The sequence below is a fragment of the Lysinibacillus sphaericus genome, from assembly GCF_015844675.1.
In the GTDB taxonomy this organism is placed as follows: domain Bacteria; phylum Bacillota; class Bacilli; order Bacillales_A; family Planococcaceae; genus Lysinibacillus; species Lysinibacillus sphaericus_E.
The window spans coordinates 27,456-46,652 of record NZ_LDGC01000037.1 but is presented as its reverse complement, the minus strand read 5'-3'; the positions used below and the strand labels follow the sequence as shown (position 1 = coordinate 46,652).

The 19,197-nt window shown below is 39.1% G+C and carries 13 protein-coding genes; all 13 read left to right on the top strand.

The window, feature by feature from the left end:
• Positions 1-69: 69 nt before the first annotated feature.
• The 13 genes from rplL (at position 70) to ABE34_RS11180 (ending at position 19,128) form a co-directional block, all read left to right on the top strand.
• The gene (rplL, locus tag ABE34_RS11240) at positions 70-432 is read left to right on the top strand and encodes a 50S ribosomal protein L7/L12 (protein ID WP_197142535.1); all 363 of its coding nucleotides are present in this window, start codon (positions 70-72) and stop codon (positions 430-432) included.
• A gap of 77 nt (positions 433-509) precedes the next feature.
• On the top strand, positions 510-1,112 hold the full coding sequence (locus tag ABE34_RS11235) for a class I SAM-dependent methyltransferase (RefSeq protein ID WP_197142533.1): 603 nt from the start codon (positions 510-512) through the stop codon (positions 1,110-1,112).
• Positions 1,113-1,353: 241 nt separating this feature from the next.
• On the top strand, positions 1,354-4,929 hold the full coding sequence (rpoB, locus tag ABE34_RS11230; RefSeq protein ID WP_197142531.1) for a DNA-directed RNA polymerase subunit beta: 3,576 nt from the start codon (positions 1,354-1,356) through the stop codon (positions 4,927-4,929).
• 336 nt (positions 4,930-5,265) lie between these two features.
• Positions 5,266-8,952 carry a DNA-directed RNA polymerase subunit beta' gene (gene rpoC, locus ABE34_RS11225; protein ID WP_197142528.1) on the top strand — a complete coding sequence of 1,229 codons (3,687 nt, stop codon included), beginning with the start codon at positions 5,266-5,268 and terminating at the stop codon, positions 8,950-8,952.
• A 138-nt stretch (positions 8,953-9,090) separates the two neighbouring features.
• Positions 9,091-9,339: a ribosomal L7Ae/L30e/S12e/Gadd45 family protein gene (locus ABE34_RS11220; RefSeq protein ID WP_197142526.1), complete on the top strand. Its 249-nt coding sequence runs from the start codon at positions 9,091-9,093 to the stop codon at positions 9,337-9,339.
• Positions 9,340-9,437: 98 nt separating this feature from the next.
• Positions 9,438-9,857, top strand: coding sequence for a 30S ribosomal protein S12 (gene rpsL, locus ABE34_RS11215; protein ID WP_008181595.1), 420 nt, complete (start codon positions 9,438-9,440; stop codon positions 9,855-9,857).
• 151 nt (positions 9,858-10,008) lie between these two features.
• Entirely contained in the window at positions 10,009-10,479 is a 471-nt protein-coding gene (rpsG, locus tag ABE34_RS11210) for a 30S ribosomal protein S7 (protein ID WP_079562374.1), read from the top strand.
• A gap of 45 nt (positions 10,480-10,524) precedes the next feature.
• Positions 10,525-12,603, top strand: coding sequence for an elongation factor G (fusA, locus tag ABE34_RS11205; RefSeq protein ID WP_197142524.1), 2,079 nt, complete (start codon positions 10,525-10,527; stop codon positions 12,601-12,603).
• A 139-nt stretch (positions 12,604-12,742) separates the two neighbouring features.
• Positions 12,743-13,930 carry an elongation factor Tu gene (gene tuf / locus ABE34_RS11200; protein ID WP_079562372.1) on the top strand — a complete coding sequence of 396 codons (1,188 nt, stop codon included), beginning with the start codon at positions 12,743-12,745 and terminating at the stop codon, positions 13,928-13,930.
• Between the two features lie 673 nt (positions 13,931-14,603).
• Positions 14,604-15,287: a response regulator transcription factor gene (locus ABE34_RS11195; protein WP_197142658.1), complete on the top strand. Its 684-nt coding sequence runs from the start codon at positions 14,604-14,606 to the stop codon at positions 15,285-15,287.
• 6 nt (positions 15,288-15,293) lie between these two features.
• Positions 15,294-16,310 carry a sensor histidine kinase gene (locus ABE34_RS11190; RefSeq protein WP_197142523.1) on the top strand — a complete coding sequence of 339 codons (1,017 nt, stop codon included), beginning with the start codon at positions 15,294-15,296 and terminating at the stop codon, positions 16,308-16,310.
• 96 nt (positions 16,311-16,406) lie between these two features.
• Positions 16,407-17,168, top strand: a complete 762-nt coding sequence (locus ABE34_RS11185) for an ATP-binding cassette domain-containing protein (protein ID WP_197142521.1) — start codon at positions 16,407-16,409, stop codon at positions 17,166-17,168.
• Positions 17,158-19,128 (top strand): FtsX-like permease family protein, encoded by a 1,971-nt coding sequence (locus ABE34_RS11180; protein WP_197142519.1) that lies wholly within the window; start codon positions 17,158-17,160, stop codon positions 19,126-19,128. The genes ABE34_RS11185 and ABE34_RS11180 overlap by 11 nt, the downstream gene beginning before the upstream one ends.
• Positions 19,129-19,197: the final 69 nt, after the last annotated feature.

Here is a 19,197-nt window from a genome sequence, read left to right as displayed (position 1 = left end):
CATACGCACTATAACTTCTGCGGCTTAACCCGCAACAAAAAAACATTATCCAATTAGGAGGAAATTATAATGAATAAAGAGCAAATCTTAGAAGCTATCAAAGCTATGACAGTTCTTGAATTAAACGATTTAGTAAAAGCTATCGAAGAAGAATTCGGTGTAACAGCTGCTGCTCCTGTAGCAGTAGTAGGTGGTGCTGCTGCTGGCGCTGCTGAAGAAAAAACTGAGTTTGACGTAGTACTAGCATCTGCTGGTGGCGAAAAAATCAAAGTAATCAAAGTGGTTCGTGAAATCACTGGTTTAGGTCTTAAAGAAGCTAAAGAAGTAGTAGATAACGCTCCTAAAGCTCTTAAAGAAGGCGTTTCTAAAGATGAAGCTGAACAAATCAAAGCTAAACTTGAAGAAGTTGGCGCATCTGTAGAAGTTAAGTAATCTCGTATTACTTTTAAACAAAAGGAAAGCTCGTCATTGCGGCGAGCTTTTTTTCTTCATTCTGAGGAGGCGTGGAAATGTCAGATCACTATTATACAAGTAAGCCTCAAACTGAGAGTAAACCTCGTCACTGGACATTCAAATTGTTAGGGCATACGTTTTCCTTCGAAACGGATGCAGGGGTATTTAGTAAAAGCGAAGTAGATTTTGGATCCCGTGTATTAATAGATGCTTTTCAAATGCCTGATATTGATGGTGCAATTTTGGATGTGGGGTGTGGGTATGGACCGATTGGATTATCGATTGCCAAAACAAACCCGTACCGTACCGTTCTTATGATGGATATAAATGAACGTGCAGTTGCACTCTCCCAAAAAAATGCGCAAGTAAACGGTGTTCAAAATGTACGGATATTTGTGAGTGACGGACTATCGATGGTTGACAACGATGTAAAAGCCGCAGCTATTTTAACCAATCCTCCAATTCGCGCAGGAAAGGAAACAATTTTCCGTTTTTACGATGGAGCTTATGATAAGTTAGTGTCATCTGGCGAGTTGTGGGTAGTAATACAGAAGAAGCAAGGTGCACCATCAACGGTAAGTTATTTAGAAGAAAAATTTTCTGAAGTCGATGTTGTGGAGAAGAAAAAAGGCTACTGGATAGTACGTGCAAAAAAATAAATGAAATATGCATAAATTATTGACTTGACAAATCGGCTATGATAATATGGTAAAATGCAAAAATATTATTTTGAGGTCGTATGCCCTTTTGTATATGATTGTTATAATGTGGGTATACTTGCCAAGATAAGTTTAGTTAACCGAAAATGAGATCTTTTTGAAGACTCGTTTTCTTTTTGTCTTTCGAAATCATACACTATTTGTATGATTTTGCAAAGACCTAATATCGCTTTATTGAGGGGTGAATGAGTTGACAGGTCAACTAGTTCAGTATGGACAACACCGCCAGCGTAGAAGCTTTGCGCGTATTAACGAGGTGCTTGAGCTTCCAAATCTGATTGAGATTCAAACGGCGTCTTACGAGTGGTTCCTTGAAGAAGGTCTACGTGAAATGTTCCGTGACATTTCGCCGATCGAGGACTTTACAGGTAATCTTTCATTAGAATTCATCGATTATTCATTAGGAGATCCTAAGTATGAAGTCGATGAGTGTAAAGAGCGAGATGTTACTTACGCAGCTCCATTACGTGTGAAAGTACGTCTTTACAACAAAGAAACAGACGAAGTGAAGGAACAGGATGTCTTCATGGGTGACTTCCCATTAATGACAGAAACAGGTACGTTCATTATCAATGGTGCTGAACGTGTTATCGTTTCACAATTAGTTCGTTCACCAAGTGTGTATTTCCATGATAAAACTGATAAAAACGGTAAAAAAGGTTTTGGAGCAACAGTTATTCCAAACCGTGGTGCATGGTTGGAATATGAAACTGACGCAAAAGATGTAGTATACGTGCGTATTGATCGTACTCGTAAGCTACCAGTAACAGTGCTACTTCGTGCATTAGGTTTCGGTTCAGACCAAGAAATTATCGATATTATCGGAGACAATGAATTTTTACGTAATACGTTAGAAAAAGATAACTCTGAAAGTACCGAAAAAGCACTTTTAGAAATCTATGAACGTTTACGCCCGGGTGAGCCACCAACAGTTGAAAGTGCGAAGAGTTTATTATACTCTCGTTTCTTTGATGCGAAACGCTATGATTTAGCGAATGTTGGTCGCTACAAAATGAATAAAAAGCTTCATATCAAAAATCGTTTATTTAACCAAACGATTGCTGAAACGCTTGTAGATCCAGAAACAGGCGAAATTTTAGTAGAAAAAGGTACAGTTCTTGACCGTCGTACTTTAGATAAAATCTTACCGTATTTAGAAGATTCATCAAAAGCGATCGGTTTCCGCACTTTATCACAAGTAGGTGGAGTGCTTGAGGATGATGTAACAATCCAGTCTATTAAAATTTATGCACCAAAAGATGAAGCGCAAAAAGAAATCAATATTATTAGTAATGCGTACATCGATGAAGAAGTGAAGAATATTACGCCTGCTGACGTATTATCTTCAGTAAGTTATTTCTTCAACTTGCTTTACCAAGTAGGGGCAACAGATGATATCGACCACTTAGGTAACCGTCGTCTACGCTCTGTTGGTGAGCTTCTACAAAACCAATTCCGTATCGGTTTATCTCGTATGGAACGTGTAGTACGTGAGCGTATGTCTATTAACGATACAGCGGCAATCGTACCACAGCAATTAATTAATATTCGTCCAGTAATTGCGTCAATTAAAGAGTTCTTTGGTAGCTCTCAATTATCACAATTCATGGACCAAACAAACCCACTGGCAGAGTTAACGCATAAACGTCGTCTATCTGCATTAGGACCTGGTGGTTTAACACGTGAGCGTGCTGGCTTTGAAGTACGTGACGTTCACTATTCTCACTATGGTCGTATGTGTCCAATCGAGACACCAGAGGGTCCAAACATTGGTTTAATCAACTCATTATCTTCATTTGCCAAAGTAAATAAATTCGGATTCATTGAAACACCTTATCGTCGTATTGACCATGAAACAGGTAAAGTATCGGATCAAATTGACTATTTAACAGCTGATGAAGAAGATAACTACTATGTAGCACAAGCGAACTCACTATTAAATCCTGATGGTACATTTGCTAAAGAAGAAGTAGTAGGCCGTTTCCGTGGGGATAATACAGTATTTAATAAATCGCAAATGGACTACATGGACGTATCTCCTAAACAAGTAGTGTCAGCTGCGACTGCATGTATTCCGTTCTTAGAAAACGATGACTCGAACCGTGCACTTATGGGTGCCAACATGCAACGTCAAGCAGTTCCTCTTCTTAACCCAGAAGCACCATTTGTTGGTACTGGTATGGAACACGTTGATGCGCGTGACTCAGGTGCGGCTGTAGTAGCGAAATATGATGGTATTGTTGAGCACGTTGAAGCTCGCTCTATCCATGTTCGCCGCATTGAAGTCGTTGACGGTAAAGAGGTTAAAGGCGATTTAACAAAATATAAATTACAAAAATTCATTCGTTCTAACCAAGGTACTTCATACAACCAACGTCCACTTGTAAAAGTTGGCGAACGTGTGAAACCTCGTGACATTTTAGCAGATGGTCCATCTATGGAAAATGGTGAACTTGCTCTTGGTCGTAACGTACTTGTTGCGTTCATGACTTGGAACGGCTTTAACTATGAGGATGCTGTTATTATGAGCGAACGTCTTGTAAAAGACGATGTGTATACATCTGTTCATATTGAAGAATATGAATCAGAGTCTCGTGATACAAAATTAGGACCTGAAGAAATCACTCGCGATATTCCAAACGTCGGGGAAGATGCACTTCGTAATTTAGATGAACGTGGTATCATTCGCGTTGGTGCGGAAGTACGTGACGGTGACATTCTTGTAGGTAAAGTAACACCTAAAGGGGTTACAGAATTAACAGCTGAAGAACGCTTATTACATGCTATCTTCGGTGAAAAAGCTCGTGAAGTTCGTGATACTTCATTACGCGTACCACATGGTGCTGGCGGTATTATTCTTGACGTAAAAGTATTTAACCGTGAAGATGGCGATGAATTACCACCAGGTGTTAACCAATTAGTTCGTGCTTACATTGTTCAAAAGCGTAAAATCCGCGTAGGGGACAAAATGGCCGGACGTCATGGTAACAAAGGGGTTATCTCTCGTATCTTACCGGAAGAGGATATGCCATTCATGCCAGACGGTACTCCTGTTGATATCATGTTAAACCCACTTGGTGTACCTTCTCGTATGAACATCGGACAAGTTTTAGAATTACACTTAGGTATGGCTTCTCGTTCTCTAGGCATTCATATGGCAACACCAGTATTTGATGGTGCCAACGAGGAAGATGTTTGGGAAACGATGGAAGAAGCAGGTATGAACCGTGATGGTAAAACAATCCTGTATGATGGACGTTCAGGTGAACCATTTGATAACCGTGTATCAGTAGGGATCATGTACATGATCAAACTTGCTCACATGGTTGATGATAAACTTCACGCGCGTTCAACTGGTCCATACTCACTTGTTACGCAACAGCCACTTGGTGGTAAAGCACAGTTCGGTGGACAACGCTTTGGTGAGATGGAGGTATGGGCACTTGAAGCATACGGTGCTGCTTATACACTTCAAGAAATCTTAACAGTTAAATCCGATGACGTTGTTGGTCGTGTGAAAACATACGAAGCAATCGTTAAAGGTGAAAGCGTACCAGAGCCAGGCGTTCCTGAATCATTCAAAGTATTGATTAAAGAACTTCAATCTCTTGGTATGGATGTGAAAATGTTAACGGTCAATGATGAAGAGGTAGAGCTTCGCGACTTAGACGAAGAAGAAGATCTTCAACCAGCTGATGCACTTAACATTGCACCACAGCAAGATAAAGAAGAAGAGCCAGTAGAGTCTTTGGAATAATGGAACACGTTAATTCACAATATTAGTGAACACGGTCAAAGTTATTTTTCAAATTAGTCGGGCAGGATTTAACGCCCTGTCCGGCTTTTTCTTTTAACTTCTTTCAGCAAAAAACACTTGCTGAAAGAAGTTAAAGCCTCCGGCGGATGTCACGGAATCGGAAAGGAATGCTTTGTGCAAACACAAAGCCGATTCCGGACACAATTATGCCGAGGCATAATTGATTAAATCATTCTATTTTTAATCTTTTGCTAAAGAGAAATGATTCTTGCAAACGATTATCGAGCTGCGTAAAAGAGTCTTTATAAAGACCTATACTAGAGGGAGGTAGGCTCCTTGATAGACGTTAATGAATTTGAATATATGAAAATTGGTTTAGCTTCTCCTGACAAGATCCGTTCTTGGTCATACGGTGAAGTTAAAAAACCTGAAACAATTAACTATCGTACTTTAAAACCAGAAAAAGATGGTTTATTCTGTGAGCGTATTTTCGGTCCAACTAAGGATTGGGAGTGTCATTGTGGTAAATACAAACGTGTACGCTATAAAGGTGTAGTTTGTGATCGTTGTGGAGTTGAAGTAACACGCGCGAAAGTTCGTCGTGAACGTATGGGCCACATCGAATTAGCAGCACCAGTATCTCATATCTGGTACTTCAAAGGTATTCCTAGCCGTATGGGTCTTATTTTAGATATGTCCCCACGTGCACTAGAAGAAGTAATTTACTTTGCTTCTTACGTTGTAATCGAGCCAGGTGCTACAAACTTAGAAAGTAAACAACTACTTTCTGAAAAAGAGTACCGTGCATATCGCGAAAAGTTCGGTAACACATTCGAAGCATCTATGGGTGCGGAAGCAATTAAAAGATTATTAGGCAAAATTGATCTTGAAGATGAAACTCATTCTTTAAAAGAAGAGTTAAAATCAGCACAAGGTCAACGACGTACGCGTGCCATTAAACGTCTTGAAGTTGTAGAATCATTCCGTAACTCAGGTAACTCTCCTGAATGGATGATTTTAGATGTACTACCGGTTATTCCACCAGAGCTTCGTCCGATGGTGCAATTAGATGGTGGTCGTTTTGCAACTTCTGACTTAAACGATTTATATCGTCGTGTAATCAACCGTAATAACCGTTTAAAACGTTTACTAGACCTTGGTGCTCCAAGCATCATCGTACAAAATGAAAAACGTATGTTACAAGAAGCTGTTGATGCACTAATTGATAACGGTCGTCGTGGTCGCCCTGTAACAGGTCCTGGTAACCGTCCATTAAAATCACTTTCACACATGCTGAAAGGTAAACAAGGTCGTTTCCGTCAAAACTTACTTGGTAAACGTGTTGACTACTCTGGTCGTTCGGTTATCGTAGTAGGTCCAAACTTGAAAATGTACCAATGTGGTCTACCAAAAGAAATGGCAATTGAATTATTCAAGCCTTTCGTAATGAAAGAGTTAGTAGAACGTGGTCTTGCTCATAATATTAAATCTGCTAAACGTAAAATAGAGCGTTTAAACAACGATGTATGGGACGTTTTAGAAGATGTTATTCGTGAACATCCAGTATTACTAAACCGTGCACCTACGCTTCACCGTCTTGGTATTCAAGCGTTTGAACCAACACTAGTTGAAGGTCGTGCTATTCGTCTTCACCCATTAGTATGTACAGCTTATAACGCTGACTTCGATGGTGACCAAATGGCGGTTCACGTACCATTATCAGCGGAAGCGCAAGCAGAAGCTCGTCTTCTAATGCTTGCTGCACAAAACATCCTGAACCCGAAAGACGGTAAACCAGTTGTAACACCATCTCAAGATATGGTATTAGGAAACTACTACTTAACACTTGAACGTGAAACAGCTCGCGGCGAAGGAACAATTTTCTATGGACCAAACGAAGTATTAATTGCATATGATACAGGTCATGTTCATTTGCATACTCGTATTGCGATTAAAGCAAGCTCGTTAAACAACCCAACATTTACTGAGGAACAAAATAATATGTTCCTATTAACGACTGTTGGTAAAGTAATCTTTAACGAAATCTTGCCTAAATCATTCCCATACATTAATGAGCCAACTGATTTCAACTTAGAGCAAGAAACACCAAGCAAATACTTCGTTAACTTAACAATTGATGAAGAAACGTTAAAAGAGCTTGAGGCAGATGCTTCTTATAATGGGCTTGATGAAAAGGGTAAAGTTGAAGCACAACGCACAGCTGTACTTCGTAAACACTTTGCATCAGTACCAGTTGTAAATCCATTCCGTAAAAAATTCTTAGGTAATATCATTGCTGAAGTATTTAAACGTTTCCACATTACTGAAACATCTAAAATGCTTGACCGCATGAAGAACCTAGGATTCAAATATTCAACACGTGCTGGTATCACTGTAGGTGTATCTGACATCGTCGTATTACCAGACAAAGGCGAAATTTTAGCGGTAGCTCAAGAAAAAGTAGATAAAGTTCAAGCGCAATTCCGTCGTGGTTTCATCACTGAAGATGAGCGTTATGATCGCGTTATCTCAAGCTGGAGTGCTGCGAAAGATGAAATTCAATCAAAGCTGATGAAGTCTCTTGAGAAAACAAACCCAATCTTTATGATGTCTGACTCAGGTGCCCGTGGTAACGCATCTAACTTTACACAGTTAGCTGGTATGCGTGGTCTGATGGCCAACCCGGCTGGTCGTATCATCGAACTTCCAATTAAATCTTCATTCCGTGAAGGTTTAACGGTATTAGAGTACTTCATCTCAACTCACGGTGCTCGTAAAGGTCTTGCCGATACAGCCCTAAAAACTGCCGATTCAGGTTACTTAACACGTCGTCTTGTTGACGTAGCACAAGATGTTATCGTTCGTGAGGATGACTGTGGAACTGACCGCGGTTTAACAATTGGTGCGTTAATGGAAGGCACAGAGCTAATTGAAGCGTTAGATGAACGTATTATCGGTCGTCATACGAAGAAAACAATCTTGCATCCAGAAACAGGTGAAGTTATCTTAGAAAAAGATGGCTTAATCGATCAAGATATCGCTCGTACAGTTATCGAGATTGGTATCGAGGAAGTAACAATCCGTTCAGCATTCACATGTAATACAAAACATGGTGTATGTAAAAAATGTTACGGCATGAACTTAGCAACAGGTGAAGAGGTTGAAGTTGGAGAAGCAGTTGGTATTATTGCGGCTCAATCAATCGGTGAACCAGGTACACAGTTAACAATGCGTACATTCCATACAGGTGGGGTTGCCGGGGATGATATTACACAAGGTCTTCCACGTATCCAAGAGATTTTTGAAGCTCGTAATCCTAAAGGTCAATCAGTTATTTCTGATATCGCAGGTACTGTTTCAGACATCACTGAAATCCGTGAAGGTCTAAAAGAGATTACAATTGAAGGTGAAGTAGAAACACGTAAATACGCAGCACCTTACAATGCTCGTCTGAAAGTATCAGAAGGGGACTTTGTAGAACGCGGTCAAGTATTAACAGAAGGTTCTATCGATCCAAAACAATTGTTAAAAGTTAAAGACGTTTCAACAGTTCAAGAATACTTGTTAAAAGAAGTACAAAAAGTATACCGTATGCAAGGGGTAGAAATTGGTGACAAACATATCGAGGTAATGGTTCGCCAAATGCTTCGTAAAGTACGTGTAATTGAAGCTGGAGATACAGAATTATTACCAGGTTCATTACTAGATATTCACCAATTCTCAGAGGCAAACGTAGATGCTGTTATGAATGGCAAAAACCCTGCAACTTGTCGTCCTGTGATCCTTGGTATTACAAAAGCGTCTCTTGAAACAGAATCATTCTTATCTGCTGCATCATTCCAAGAAACAACTCGTGTGTTAACGGATGCTGCTATTAAAGGTAAACGTGATGAACTTCTTGGTCTGAAGGAAAACGTAATTATCGGTAAACTTGTTCCTGCAGGTACTGGTATGCAACGTTACCGTCAAATCCGTATTGAAAAAGATGAGCTTGAGACAGAAAACCTAATTTCTGCTGAATAATCATTAAAATAAGTGCCGAGGAGATGTATTTTTATCATCTCTTCGGACTTTTTAAAGATATGAGTTGACAGTCGAAATTGGTAATGATAATATATTGAAGGTTGATAGTTAACTGTCTGTACTTCGGAGGATATGAAAATGTCTTATGATAGAGTAAGGGATAGTCAAACAATCATAGGTACAAAGCAAACAGTAAAAGCAATGCGAGCCGGTTCAGTGAAAGAACTTTTTGTGGCACTTGATGCAGACAATTGGGTAACCGATTCGGCCATATCTTTCGCGAGAGAAATCGGTATACCAGTTACTCTTGTTGAGTCGAAAAAGGAACTGGGCAAGGCCTGTGGAATCCACGTTGGAGCTGCAGTAGTTGCGATTACTGTAGAGTAGTTTTTGTGTATTAAACACAAAGACTTTGTTTTTACCCAAAAAATGAACCACCTGGATGTGTGGTATTAACAAGGAATAAATGAAGGGAGGAAAAACCGATGCCTACAATTAACCAATTAGTTCGTAAGCCTCGTCAATCTAAAAGCACGAAATCAAAATCACCAGCGTTAAACAAAGGATATAACTCATTTAAAAAATCTTTAACTGACGTTAAATCTCCACAAAAACGCGGAGTTTGTACTCGTGTAGGTACAATGACACCTCGTAAACCAAACTCAGCGTTACGTAAATACGCTCGTGTACGTTTAACTAACCAAATCGAGGTAACTGCTTATATCCCAGGTGAAGGCCACAACTTACAAGAGCACAGTGTTGTTCTTATCCGTGGCGGACGCGTAAAAGACTTAGCGGGTGTTCGTTACCATATCGTACGTGGTGCTCTTGATACAGCTGGTGTAAACGGTCGTTTACAATCACGTTCTAAATACGGAACAAAACGCCCTAAAGAAAAAAAATAATTTAACATTATTAAGCATTTGCTTAATAATGAACTTTACAATAGTTGTCGCAAATTTTTAATCTTGCTAGCAGATTGGGAATTTGCCAGTCAACTATGACAAAGTAATTCTTATAAAATAAATCGATAACTGTTCGAAAGGAGGAAAACACATGCCTCGTAAAGGTCCTGTTTCCAAACGTGACGTGTTACCAGATCCAATTTATAGTTCAAAACTTGTAACTCGTTTAATTAATAAAATGATGGTTGATGGTAAAAGAGGTACTTCTCAAAAGATTTTATACGGTGCGTTCGATATCGTTAAAGAACGTTCTGGTGAAAATCCAATTGAAGTATTCGAAGCTGCTCTAAACAACGTAATGCCAGTTCTTGAAGTTCGTGCTCGCCGTGTTGGTGGTTCTAACTATCAAGTACCAGTAGAAGTACGTCCAGAACGTCGTACAACTTTAGGTCTTCGTTACCTAGTTAACTACGCTCGTCTTCGTGGTGAAAAAACTATGGAAGAGCGTTTAGCTAACGAAATCCTTGATGCTTCTAACAACACAGGTGCATCAGTTAAAAAACGTGAAGATATGCACAAAATGGCAGAAGCGAACAAAGCATTCGCTCACTACCGTTGGTAATCAATATCTAAACCGCATACGCCCAATATGGAAGGAGAAATACCTATGAAACGCGAATTCTCCCTAGAGAATACACGTAATATTGGGATCATGGCTCACATTGATGCTGGTAAAACAACAACAACTGAGCGTATCCTTTATTACACAGGTAAGATTCACAAAATTGGTGAAACTCATGAAGGCGCTTCTCAAATGGACTGGATGGAGCAAGAGCAAGAACGTGGTATCACAATCACTTCTGCTGCAACAACAGCTCAATGGAACGGCCACCGTGTAAACATCATCGATACTCCTGGACACGTAGACTTCACTGTAGAAGTTGAACGTTCACTACGCGTACTTGATGGTGCTGTAACAGTTCTTGATGCTCAATCTGGTGTTGAACCTCAAACTGAAACAGTATGGCGTCAAGCTACAACTTACGGCGTTCCACGTATCGTGTTCATTAACAAAATGGATAAAACAGGTGCTGACTTCTTATATTCTGTAGGAACTCTACACGAACGTTTACAAGCAAACGCTCACCCTATCCAATTACCTATCGGAGCTGAAGATCAGTTCTCAGCAATCATTGACTTAGTTGAAATGAAAGCTACTTTCTACGGCGACGAAAAAGGTACTGCAGTGACTCAAGGTGAAATTCCTGAAGAGCACCGCGCACAAGCTGAAGAATACCGTGAAAAATTAATCGATGCTGTTGCAAGTGTTGATGAAGAAATCATGGAAAAATATTTAGAAGGCGAAGAAATTTCTATTGCTGAACTTAAAGCGGCTATCCGTCGTGCTACGATCGCAGTAGAATTCTACCCAGTAATCTGTGGTACAGCATTCAAACACAAAGGCGTACGCCCAATGTTAGATGCAGTTATCGATTACTTACCATCTCCATTAGATGTACCAGCAATCAAAGGTACTGATGTTGATGGTGACGAAGAATTAGAACGTCATTCTTCAGATGAAGAGCCATTCTCAGCTCTTGCATTCAAAGTTATGACTGACCCATTCGTAGGTAAATTAACTTTCTTCCGTGTGTACTCTGGAACTTTAGAATCAGGTTCATACGTACAAAACTCTTCTAAAGGTAAACGTGAGCGTGTAGGTCGTATCCTACAAATGCACGCAAACTCTCGTGAAGAGATTTCTAAAGTATTCGCTGGGGACATCGCAGCAGCAGTAGGTCTTAAAGATACTACTACTGGTGATACTCTATGTGACGAGAAAAACCTAGTTATTCTTGAATCAATGGAATTCCCTGAGCCAGTAATTTCTCTTTCTGTAGAACCAAAATCAAAAGCTGACCAAGATAAAATGGGTCAAGCTTTACAAAAACTTCAAGAAGAGGATCCAACTTTCCGTGCTCACACTGACACAGAAACTGGTCAAACAATCATCTCAGGTATGGGTGAGCTTCACCTTGATATCTTAGTTGACCGTATGCGCCGTGAATTTAAAGTAGAAGCTAACGTAGGTGCTCCAATGGTATCTTACCGTGAAACATTCCGTAGCTCTGCAAAAGTTCAAGGTAAATTCACTCGCCAATCTGGTGGTCGTGGACAATACGGTGACGTAACGATTGAGTTCTCTCCAAATGAAGAAGGTAAAGGCTTTGAATTCGAAAACGCTATCGTTGGTGGTGTAGTACCTCGTGAATACATTCCTGCAGTAGAAGCTGGTCTTCGTGACTCTCTTGACCGCGGTGTAGTAGCTGGTTACCCACTTATCGACATTAAAGCGAAATTAGTATTCGGTTCTTACCATGACGTTGACTCGAATGAGATGGCGTTCAAAATTGCTGCATCTATGGCTCTTAAAGAAGCTGCTAAACAATGTGACGCAGTTATCTTAGAACCAATGATGAAAGTAGAAGTTGTAATTCCAGAAGAATACCTTGGTGATATCATGGGTAACATTACTTCTCGTCGCGGACGCGTTGAGGGTATGGAAGCTCGCGGTAACTCACAAGTTGTTCGTGCAATGGTTCCTTTATCGGAAATGTTTGGTTATGCAACAACTCTTCGTTCAGCAACACAAGGTCGTGGTGTATTCTCAATGACATTCGATCATTATGAAGAAGTACCAAAATCGATCGCTGCTGAAATCGTTAAAAAAAATAAAGGTGAATAATTGAATTTTCATCTTGCATAAAGTATAACTAATTTGTAAGCTATGATTGTGGGATGGTGGATGGGCCCGTTCACCATCAGCAATCATTCTATAAATTTTTAAAAAATATAAACATATAATTTTGAGGAGGCAATCTCTAATGGCTAAAGAAAAATTCGACCGTTCAAAAACGCATGCTAACATTGGTACAATCGGACACGTTGACCATGGTAAAACAACTTTAACTGCTGCTATCGCAACAGTTCTTTCTAAAAAAATGGGTGGGGAAGCTAAATCATACGCTGATATCGATAACGCTCCAGAAGAAAAAGAACGTGGTATCACAATCAATACTTCTCACGTAGAATACGAAACTGATACTCGTCACTATGCACACGTTGACTGCCCAGGACACGCTGACTATGTTAAAAACATGATCACTGGTGCTGCACAAATGGACGGCGGTATCTTAGTAGTATCTGCTGCTGATGGCCCAATGCCACAAACTCGTGAACACATCCTTTTATCTCGTCAAGTAGGTGTTCCATACTTAGTAGTATTCATGAACAAATGTGATATGGTTGACGACGAAGAATTATTAGAATTAGTAGAAATGGAAATCCGTGACCTACTATCTGAATATGACTTCCCAGGTGACGATCTTCCAGTAATCAAAGGTTCTGCTCTTAAAGCTCTTGAAGGCGAAGCAGAATGGGAAGAAAAAATCGTTGAATTAATGGACGCTGTAGATTCTTACATCCCAACTCCAGAACGTCAAACTGACAAACCATTCATGATGCCAGTAGAGGACGTATTCTCAATCACTGGTCGTGGTACAGTTGCAACTGGCCGTGTTGAACGTGGTCAAGTTAAAGTTGGTGACGTAGTTGAAATCGTAGGTATTACTGAAGAAGCTAAATCTACAACTGTAACTGGTGTAGAAATGTTCCGTAAATTATTAGACTATGCTGAAGCTGGTGACAACATCGGTGCTTTACTTCGTGGTGTAGCTCGTGAAGATATCCAACGTGGTCAAGTATTATCTAAACCAGGTTCAATCACTCCACACACAAGCTTCAAAGCTGAAGTTTATGTTTTATCAAAAGAAGAGGGTGGCCGTCATACTCCATTCTTCACTAACTACCGTCCTCAGTTCTACTTCCGTACAACTGACGTAACAGGTATCTGTAACTTACCAGAAGGCGTTGAAATGGTAATGCCTGGCGATAACATCGAAATGACAGTAGAACTTATCGCTCCAATCGCTCTTGAAGAAGGTACTAAATTCTCTATCCGTGAGGGTGGCCGTACTGTAGGCGCTGGCGTAGTTGCTTCTATCCAAAAATAATTTAAGCTTTTAGCTTATTTTCAAAACCAATCTGTAGGGACGCTTACAGATTGGTTTTTTATGTTAAAATAAGTTAAAAACATTTGATGATTTTATTTGAATTAGATTATCTTATGTATACATACTAGGTGCAATACCAAAAAGTAGAAATAACTCAACACGCTAAAAGTAAGAATAAAATTTCTTTTATACGAAGTAGCCGGAAATGATAGCTAGTGCCATAGATCAAAATCCCCTTTTGTTTCTATAATTTTCTAATATGTCCTCTCCAAAAGATTGGTGGATGATATTTGTTAGAACGTATGTTAAGTATGCTGATCTTCGTTACAACTGGGCGACTCCTTGGGGATTAGCGATAGAGGAACGAAGGCTAAAAGCATCACATCCTATGATAACGCCTTCGTGACCAACATCGTGCTGTTGCCGCTTCGCTTTCGCGCAGATAAAACCCTTTTGCTGTCGCTGCACTTTCGCACAAACAAAACCAAAATCCTATGCTGCCGCTACGTTGCACTCACGCTTTCGCGCAAAAGACATCTGTTGGCCCGAGACCCTGCAGCGAAAGCGAAGCGTCAGCAACAAAGCGCCCAGTCAGAGCGGAAATCAACCCAACGTTAGGGTGTGAAGATATTTAATACATATAATATCCTGGAAGGAGAGTTTTCAAGTGGAGATGAAAATATTGTTGATAGAAGACGATCCATCCATTTTCGAAATGATTCAGACACGTTTTGCACAGTGGTCGCTTCAAGTTGTAGGTACTAAAGATTTTCAAAAAGTAATGGATGATTTTATTGAAGAAAAGCCACAGCTTGTATTGATAGACATTCAGCTACCGGCCTATGATGGCTTTCATTGGTGCCGTGAGATACGTCATATCTCAAAGGTGCCCATTCTCTTTCTATCTTCACGAGACCATCCAATGGATATGGTTATGTCAATGCAAATGGGTGCAGATGATTTTGTACAAAAACCTTTCCATATGGAGGTATTACTTGCAAAGGTACAAGCCGTTTTACGTCGTACATATGATTATATAGAAGAATCAATGGATGTCACACGGTTTAATGGTGCAGTTATTGACTATGCGCGCAGTGAAATTATGTATGAGGGGAAGCTTGCTTCATTAACTAAAAATGAGCTCTTTATTTTACGTGTATTAGTGGAGAAGGTCGATCAAATTGTTTCTAGAGATGATTTAATGAGAAAGTTATGGGATGATGAACGCTTTGTCAATGATAATACATTATCGGTAAATGTTAATCGATTACGTACTAAGCTTGAGGAAATAGGTTTACAAGAAGTGATTTTAACTAAAAAGGGACTTGGTTATATGGCTTTAACACAAGGGGCGTGATGGACAATGCTCATTTTATTTTTAAGAGAACGCCTCGCATGGATAGGCTTTTTTGTTTTTATTATCATTATGATCAATGTTTTATTTTCTTTAGACGTTGGATTAGTGGGGATTTCGATTTTATATATTAACATTAGCATGCTTATTAGCTTTATGATCTTTCTTTTTTGGCGATACATAGTAGAAGTTGGACAGCTAAAAAATTTCCTAGGAAATGTTGAAAACCAATTTGATGACGTGCATGGCAAAAATTTAGTGTTATCTCCTTTTCAAATGGCATACTTTACGAAAATTGAAGAAGTTCTTTACGGTAATAACACAGAGTTAAATCAAGCAAAGGTACAGCTGCAGGAATATTCGGATGAACTTCTAGCATGGGTTCATGAAGTAAAGGCTCCTTTAACTGCGGTTAATTTGATGTTGGATCGCGTAGAAGATTTGACATTACGTCGTAAATTAGAGACAGAATGGCTAAGGCTGCACTTATTGGTTGATCAGCAGTTACATCAAACACGGTTAGCTTCAATTGAAAAAGATAATTATATGATGGAGATTGAGCTGAAAACCGTTGTCTATAAAGAAATAAGAGCTATGCAGGCATGGTGTCTAGAAAAAGGTATCGGTTTTGATGTGGAAGATTTAACAGATACAGTGACGACGGATGCCAAATGGCTGGCCTTTATCATCCGACAAATTCTATCCAATGCGATTAAATATAGTCCTGCAAATTCAGAGGTAATAATATTTACTGAAGTAGATGCTACTGGAGCAACACTATTACATATAAAAGATGCAGGTATTGGTATCCGTAAGGAGGATCTACCACGAATTTTTTATAAGTCGTATACAGGAACAGCCGGAAGAGAGTCTGCGCAATCGACAGGTATGGGTTTATACTTAGCACATAATGTGGCGCAGAAAATTGGCGTCCGTATTACTGTCCAATCTAGTGTAGGTGAAGGCTCGATATTTACATTACGTTTTCCATTACAAAATGAATATGTCAAGCTAACAGGTAGATGACGAAATTGTCACCTACCTTTTTATATTGTCATGTAAAACACACGAATTGCCGACGTAGACAGAGTACACTTGAACTATAGAAGGGGGCGTTTACAAGTGGCGGTTTTAATTGGTCGTAAAGTAAAAAAAGTATATGGTAAAAAATCAACAGCCCAAGAGGTGTTAAAGGGTATTGATGTAGAAGTAAATCAAGGTGAATTTGTTGGCATTATGGGACCTTCAGGCTCTGGGAAAACAACACTCTTAAATGTTTTGTGTTCAATCGATTTTGCTACAGAAGGTGCTATTGAAATAAATGGGCAAAACTTACGTGGGATGAAGGAAAAGGCGTTAGCTAATTTCCGTCGTGAACAATTGGGATTCATTTTCCAAGATTATAATTTATTAGATACACTAACGGTGAAAGAGAATATTCTACTACCTTTAGCTATTGGCAAGCTACCAAAGGCTGTTGCAGAGAGTCGTGTAAAGGAGCTTACACACTTATTAGGAATTGCTGAGATTTTAAATAAATATCCAAATGAAATATCAGGTGGTCAAAAGCAACGTACATCGGCAGCTCGTGCACTAATTACAAATCCATCACTTGTATTTGCTGATGAACCTACAGGCGCACTTGACTCAAAATCAGCAACTGCACTTTTAAAAAATCTACAAAGTATTAATGAGTCAAAAAAGGCAACGATTATGATGGTTACGCATGATGCCGTAGCAGCGAGTTTTTGTACACGTGTTTTATTTTTAAAGGACGGACTCATTTATAGTGAGCTATATAAAGGAGATAAAACGAGACAGGCATTTTTCCAAGAAATCATGCATACGCAAAGTGTGCTAGGCGGTGACGGCTATGAGTCTTAGTAAACTCGTATTGCGCAGTATGAAGAAAAATATGAAGCATTATTATTTATATTTTTTCGCACTTATTTTTAGTGTTACTTTATATTTTTCTTTTGTGACATTGCAAAATAATGCTGAAGTGCTCGCTACAGTAGAGAAGAGCGGTACGGCCACAGCAGGTTTTAAAGCAGCAACCTATATGCTGTACTTTATTGTCTTATTTTTCGTCCTATATGCCAACCATCTATTTATGAAGCGTCGTAGTAAGGAGATAGGCTTGTATCAGCTAATAGGGATGACAAAGGGGCTTATCGTACGTTTATTAGCGGTAGAAAGTATCTTATTATTTGTAGGTGCGGTCGTATTAGGTATGCTTGCAGGGTTCTTTAGTTCACGCTTATTCGCAATGATTTTATTGCGCGTACTTGAAAAAGAGACACTTGTGACGATGACATTTAGTACAGAGGCATTACAGCAGTCTATCGTAGTATTTGCCATTCTACTATTAATTGTACTTGTGCAAATGGCTTGGATGATTTATCGCGTATCATTACTATCATTATTCAGTGCTTCTAAGCAAGCCGATGAGCGCGTAAAACGTTTCAGTCCATTACAAATGGTTATTGGTTTTTTGGGACTTGTATTCATTGGATATGGCTACTATGCATCAACTAAGCTATTCGATATTAACTCTCAGGGTAATTTAACGCTAAATATGATTATTATTTTAGCTACTACCATTGGTGGAACGTTCCTTGTTTTCCGTTTCTCTGTAGCATTTATTATGAATTCAATTCGTCTTAAGAAAAATGGGCATTTAACTGTGCGTGATGTATTAGCACTAACACCGATTATGCATCGCATGAAAGGTAATGCGAAATCCTTAACACTTATAACGGTTTTAACTGGTGTTTCACTTGGGGTTACAACTTTAGCTTATATTTCGTATTATTCATCAGAAGCGTCGGCATATAGCCGAGTACCAGGTGATTATGTTTTACTTGAAGATAAGGGCCAGGAATTTTTAAAGAAGCTAGAAGAAAATAATATTGCTTTTGATAAAAGAGATTACCGGTTACAGAGTGTTACAGCTTCGTTTACACAACTATTATCTGAAAGTCAGCGAAATGAGGATAATCCCCTTTTTGGTTTAGAAGGAATCATTTATACAATTCCACTTTCTGATTATCAACAAATAGTTCCCGAAGCTGCCGTTTCGGATAATGATGTTATATTAACAAATTATGGTGGCTATATGGCAGAGATGTTTCCGCTTGAAAAGGATCGTGATGTAGTTGTCACTACAGGAGGTTCAGAGGAGGCAACAAAGAAAGAAACGCTTCATGTCAAAGACGTTCGACATGAAAGTATTATAAGTGGTACTGTGACTTCTGGGCCTGGGGGACCAATTTTCGTAGTTTCAGATGCACTGTTTGAAAAACTAGCTACTTATTCAAGTACTTCTGAATGGCACATACAAACTTCTATTAAGATAAAGAATAAAAGTGATTCAGCACGAGCAGAAAAGGTATATATACAATTAAATGAAGAAAATTATTCAAACTTTATACAATCCTATGAAGAAGCACGTAAAGGGAATATTGAAACATGGGGAATTACGATATTTACCGCAGCATTTTTAGGCTTAGCATTTTTAATGACAACGGGTAGTATTTTATACTTTAAGCAAATGTCTGAGGCTGAAGAGGAGCGAGGTTCTTATACGATCTTAAGAAAGATAGGCTTCGCTGAAAAAGATATTATGAAAGGTATTTATATGAAACAAGCATTTAATTTTGGTGTTCCATTAATAATAGGGCTACTTCATAGTTACTTTGCTGTTAAGTCGGGGTGGTTTTTATTTGGATCAGAGTTAACCGCACCATTATGGATTGCTATGAGCTGCTATATAGCGTTATATGCTATTTTCGCTATACTTTCTGTTGGTTATTATAAAAAAGTCATTCGTGAATCATTATAATAGGAAGAACTCTAAAACAGTATGATTAGGTCATACTGTTTTTTGTGTCGTTTAAATGTGGGAAATTAT

What these genes read in the sequence shown, in the direction of transcription:
- rplL (WP_197142535.1), top strand. Translation starts at nt 70, where the DNA reads ATGAATAAAGAGCAAATCTTAGAAGCTATCAAAGCTATGACAGTTCTT.
- ABE34_RS11235 (WP_197142533.1), top strand. Translation starts at nt 510, where the DNA reads ATGTCAGATCACTATTATACAAGTAAGCCTCAAACTGAGAGTAAACCT.
- ABE34_RS11220 (WP_197142526.1), top strand. Translation starts at nt 9,091, where the DNA reads ATGTCTTATGATAGAGTAAGGGATAGTCAAACAATCATAGGTACAAAG.
- rpsL (WP_008181595.1), top strand. Translation starts at nt 9,438, where the DNA reads ATGCCTACAATTAACCAATTAGTTCGTAAGCCTCGTCAATCTAAAAGC.
- rpsG (WP_079562374.1), top strand. Translation starts at nt 10,009, where the DNA reads ATGCCTCGTAAAGGTCCTGTTTCCAAACGTGACGTGTTACCAGATCCA.
- fusA (WP_197142524.1), top strand. Translation starts at nt 10,525, where the DNA reads ATGAAACGCGAATTCTCCCTAGAGAATACACGTAATATTGGGATCATG.
- tuf (WP_079562372.1), top strand. Translation starts at nt 12,743, where the DNA reads ATGGCTAAAGAAAAATTCGACCGTTCAAAAACGCATGCTAACATTGGT.
- ABE34_RS11195 (WP_197142658.1), top strand. Translation starts at nt 14,604, where the DNA reads ATGAAAATATTGTTGATAGAAGACGATCCATCCATTTTCGAAATGATT.
- ABE34_RS11190 (WP_197142523.1), top strand. Translation starts at nt 15,294, where the DNA reads ATGCTCATTTTATTTTTAAGAGAACGCCTCGCATGGATAGGCTTTTTT.
- ABE34_RS11180 (WP_197142519.1), top strand. Translation starts at nt 17,158, where the DNA reads ATGAGTCTTAGTAAACTCGTATTGCGCAGTATGAAGAAAAATATGAAG.